Source organism: Thermogutta sp., assembly GCF_014359955.1.
Taxonomy (GTDB): Bacteria; Planctomycetota; Planctomycetia; order Pirellulales; family Thermoguttaceae; genus Thermogutta.
Genome location: NZ_JACIYL010000354.1, coordinates 1 through 4310, shown reverse-complemented (window position 1 = coordinate 4310; position 4310 = coordinate 1). Strand labels below are relative to the sequence as shown.

Here is a 4310-nt window from a genome sequence, read left to right as displayed (position 1 = left end):
ACTCTGGCCGGTGCTATGGCAATGGGATGTCGTCCTCCGAATGCTCGACCGCCCGAGATGGCCGCAAAGTCTAGAACTTGGCCTGGCATGGGCACTGACATTTGCGACAAGCATTCAGTTGGGACTTTTCGCCACAATCATTCTTGTGCTCATTGTGCCCTGGTTTTTCATGTGCAAGAAAGGTCAAGGAGTAGGCGTCTGGATAAGCGGCATTGTCCTAGGGACACTTCTGATTCTGCCCGTGGGATTGCCGATGAGTCGCATCCTCTCCCGCCATGCTGTTGTCCGTCCGCCCGAGGTCGTCACGTCGCTCTCTGCCGACGCCTGTGAATGGTTGGCGTCACCTCCCCACGGGTTGGATTCCTATCTGGGCGAATCCTATGCGTTTGGGGGCCGGTGTTTGAATCCGGGATGGATAATTAGCCTTTTGGCGGTGGGCATAACGGTCACCGCATTATTTAGAGGTTCCCAAACGACATTCCCGCGCCGAGTGGTTTTATTCCTTGCAGCTGTTGTTATCGTCTCAGTTCTCGGCTCAACGGGTACGCGAATACGACTGGGACAGGTTTCGACGTGGGATATGCTTGCCGCTATCGTTCCCCCGTTCGCCGCCGTCAGAAGTCCCTACCGATTTGCCTACCTCGGTCAGCTCGCCATGCTTTTGCTGAGCGCCCTCGGCCTGATGGGTCTGCGAAGCTACTTACAAAAGATTCTGCCCGGGGGACGTAAAGGAATAGTTTCAGCCGGCATTTTCACGGGAGTGGGCCTTGTGTGCTTGCTTGAACTTTTGCCCGGCGCTCCGTTTCTCGTTGTCCCGCCGGACTATTCGCATCCGCCGGGCTGGGCGCGCTATCTCGCAAAGCGTGGCCGAGCGGGCTCGGTTGTCCTTGTCCTTGATTTCCCCGAACCGGGGCAACTTATTGAATATGAGCGGACAGTGCGGGTCATGCTCTGGCAGCCCATTCACGGGTGTCGGCTTGTTAATGGTTATTCGGGAGTGTTTCCAGCGCGCTGGTGGCGACTGGCGAAGGCATGGCGAAAGGAACCCTACAGCGAGGAGTCCTGCGGGTTTCTCAAAGAAAACGACGTGCGTTTCTTGCTTCGGCCACCCACCTTTCCCGCGCCACCGCCCCAGTTACCGAGTGGTTTGACTGCGACACGTAAGTTTGCCGATGACACCGGCTGGGAGGTGTGGGAAGTAGACCAGGCAATAACAAGCCCAACAGGAACGAGGGCGTTCAAATGACTGGGAGGCCCCTCCACCTATTGTCGTTGAACTCAACTCTCGAACACAAGAAGGAACCAGTTTGCAAATCACGAACTTGCGCCTCATTCCCGTCGCCGAATTCGCCACGTAATTTACCGCTCCCAGAAAAAATGTCAACGAGTCCGCAGGCTCATCTTTTTTGCAGTACGACAATTTTTTCTGGTTCATTTTGGTGTTCGTGCGGTAGGCTCCATTTGGAGTTCTTCCAGCAGGGCACGGACGAATTCGCAGTGATAAGCAACTCTTTTTTCCATAGGATCCTGCCGCGTCGACTCCAGAATGAAACTCTGACAGCCAAGAACGGCGCCGGCAGCACGTGCCAGCGAACCTCGGGCTGGCCAGCGGAGGAGGACGAACTTTTCGTCTGACCCGGTTATTTGCTGGTTGACTTTTGCCAGAAGTTTTTTCGCCACGGCAACGGTTTCCTCTCGGGGGTAAACGATGAGCGTGTTGCCCACCCCGCGATCTTTGTGAAACTTGACAGACTCGTGAAGATCGACGAGCCAGTCGGGACGAATCTGTTCGACGTGGTGCCAAAGTTGCCGGGCAAGCGTGCCCCTGGGCCGACATTCTCTGCCCTCGACCACAAAATTGCGGTTGAGATCGCCCTCCTCCGGCGGCACATCGGGAATGGTTCGCTGATGCCTCGCAACTGCTGCGGGGTTGGCCGGCGACCAAACAACGAGCTTTCCCCGCCGAACGCTCCAACCTGCAATAATTTGGGCGGCCCTGATTCCGGCGGGTTCATTCCCGTGAATCCCGGCCACGACCAAAACCGTTGGTCCCGCTTCGCTTCCCATCCGTACGATCGGCTGCGGGAAAAGTGCTTTTTCGCCGCTCTGCTCATTGGAACCAAGCACGTCGCTGCAAGCGCACCATTGGACAAGTGAGGCGATTGCGAAATTCCACAGCCAGCATCGGACAGTCGGGTGACGGCGGGGCGGTGCTGTAACTCCTGAAACCATCGCCGGCTTCGCGTCAGCATGGGTGTGCTGGTGGGTGCGGTTCGGCATGGACAGGCTCTGAAAAACCAATATGGAGCACATCTCTTCCGCTCAATCAGTCGCAAATTAATTTCCCTTCCTGGTCGGCCGTCAGCCCGCCGGCAGAACCGACGATACGCAGGGCCTCAACGAGCGTATCTTCCGGAACGCTCGATCGGTTCGCAAGTCGGCCACTGTTCCATTATTCGTCCGAGGTGAGAGCACGCAAACCTTTCTGGAAATTGGGGCCGGAACGTGAAACCGCCCGATCTGCCAGCTGTTTAAGAACGTGTCCGGGACAACGCAGACCGGGGAGAATCTCACGCAGCTTTTGCGAGGCAGATGAGCCTGCGTCACGAGAAATCTCGCAACTCCGCGACCATAGTTGATTTAGGATAACTACACAAATCATAACGGGGCCGTATGTTGCGGCATACCTTGAATCTCGGGCGAGAAATTTTAGAATAGTGAGAAGAACATTGAGGTGACTTATCGCCTCGCATCTTGTAACCTGGTTCCCAGGTTCGTTTGGGAGGACCCCAGACCACAAAGCAAACCGCGGTGTGGAACCGACCCAAACGGCCATTCGGCCGGCTTAGCCATCAACCGGCTACCGTCCACACCGCTGCGGAAAGGGTCTGGGGCGGGAAGCTGGTGCATCGGGCATCGCTGAGCCCGATGTGATCAACGAGGATTCCCGTTTCGGGTTTGTTGGTTTTTCACCTGAAATAGGGAGGCCGGCTATGGCAGTGGGAACCCACGTTCTGGGCGAACTGTACGGTTGTCCACCCGAGCTTCTTCGGCGCGTGGAGTCTGTGCAGCCGATCTTGTACTCCGTGGCGGAGCAAGCGCGCTTTCACACCGTGGGAGAACAGTTTCACCAGTTTGAGCCGGAAGGTGTGACAGGCGTTCTTTTATTAGCAGAATCCCATTTTGCTGTGCACACCTGGCCGGAAAAAGGGCTGGTTGTCGCCGATGTTTTCACCTGCGGCCAGGAAGGCAATGCCGTCAAAGCCTTTGATTTGTTATGCGAATACTTCAAACCGCAACAGGTGAACAAACGGGTGATCACGCGCTGACACGCACGGAGTTCCAGATTCTCCGGAGGCTTGTGGCTCAGCCCTCTACCCTTTGGGATCTCCTCGCCGCTGTAGATGGCACGGTGCTGGAGATCTACGGGGCATGTCGCGCGCTTCATGAGCGGGGCTGGATCATCTTCAAGAACGAGCGAGTTCAGGTCGCCGACCTGCCCGGGCGGGTCAAGCAGGCATGCCGTCTGGATTTTGACGCCGTGCTGAGCCGGTTCGAAAAGCTCCGTGGGGAGGCCCCGTGGCCAACGACGGAGTTTTTTCAGGAGCCGATCGTAAGTGCCGACATTGTCAAGAGAGTCCGGTTTCTTTGGGAACGGGGAGACCTGTTTGACCGAAGCCTTCTTATCCTGGGGGATGACGATCTTCTTTCACTGGCTGCAGGCCTGACAGGTTTGCCCAGGCGCGTCGTTGTGGGCGAGATCGACCCTCGCTGGGTGGAGTTTATCGCGATCCAGGCCAAGCGAAATGATCTCCCCGTGGAAGTGCATGTCTATAACGTGGCCGATCCCCTTCCCCGAGAATGGCGCAGGGCCTTTGACGTGTTTGTCATGGATCCCGTAGAAACTCGCCAGGGATTCAAGGCGTGGCTCTCGCGGGGACTGGCAGCCATTCACCACCCGGGCAGCGTCTATTTCGGCCTGACGGAATTGGAGTGCCCTGCCAGATACTGGCATGAATTCCAGCGGCTCATCAACGAGGCGGGCCTGGTTCTCACCGACATCCTGCGGGATTTCAGCCATTATGAAAACCGTTCGCTGAGCAACCCAGAAATCTGGCAGGATACACGTCTGGCCCGTCAGGCACCCTTTCCGCTCCATCCTGAAGAACAGTGTTCGTGGTATCGGAGCAGTTTTTGTCGGGCTGTCACTGTGAAAACGCCGCGACCGCCACTGCGCGGCAAGATTCGCTTTGGTCGTTCTTTCTATAAGGGGCCTTACATAGTAACGCTTGAGGAATAACTTGCGGAGC

At 56.7% G+C, this 4310-nt stretch carries 4 protein-coding genes; 3 read left to right on the top strand and 1 reads right to left on the bottom strand.

Annotated elements, in window-relative coordinates; translation table 11 throughout:
• The coding region (locus H5U08_RS11220; RefSeq protein ID WP_297033029.1) for a hypothetical protein at nucleotides 1-1246 on the top strand (1246 nt) is incomplete at its 5' end.
• A 185-nt stretch (nucleotides 1247-1431) separates the two neighbouring features.
• On the opposite strand, the gene H5U08_RS11215 is transcribed toward H5U08_RS11220, so the two are convergent.
• On the bottom strand, nucleotides 1432-2127 hold the full coding sequence (locus H5U08_RS11215) for a succinylglutamate desuccinylase/aspartoacylase family protein (RefSeq protein WP_297033027.1): 696 nt from the start codon (nucleotides 2125-2127) through the stop codon (nucleotides 1432-1434).
• Nucleotides 2128-2993: 866 nt separating this feature from the next.
• Between H5U08_RS11215 and speD the strand changes: the two genes are divergently transcribed.
• Both speD and H5U08_RS11205 read left to right on the top strand, forming a co-directional pair.
• Nucleotides 2994-3329 (top strand): adenosylmethionine decarboxylase, encoded by a 336-nt coding sequence (gene speD / locus H5U08_RS11210; protein ID WP_297033026.1) that lies wholly within the window; start codon nucleotides 2994-2996, stop codon nucleotides 3327-3329.
• A gap of 32 nt (nucleotides 3330-3361) precedes the next feature.
• Nucleotides 3362-4300, top strand: coding sequence for a bis-aminopropyl spermidine synthase family protein (locus tag H5U08_RS11205; protein ID WP_297033024.1), 939 nt, complete (start codon nucleotides 3362-3364; stop codon nucleotides 4298-4300).
• Nucleotides 4301-4310: the final 10 nt, after the last annotated feature.

Bases quoted from the DNA above. Each gene is read 5' to 3' on its own strand.
- speD (WP_297033026.1), top strand. From the start codon at position 2,994: ATGGCAGTGGGAACCCACGTTCTGGGCGAACTGTACGGTTGTCCACCC.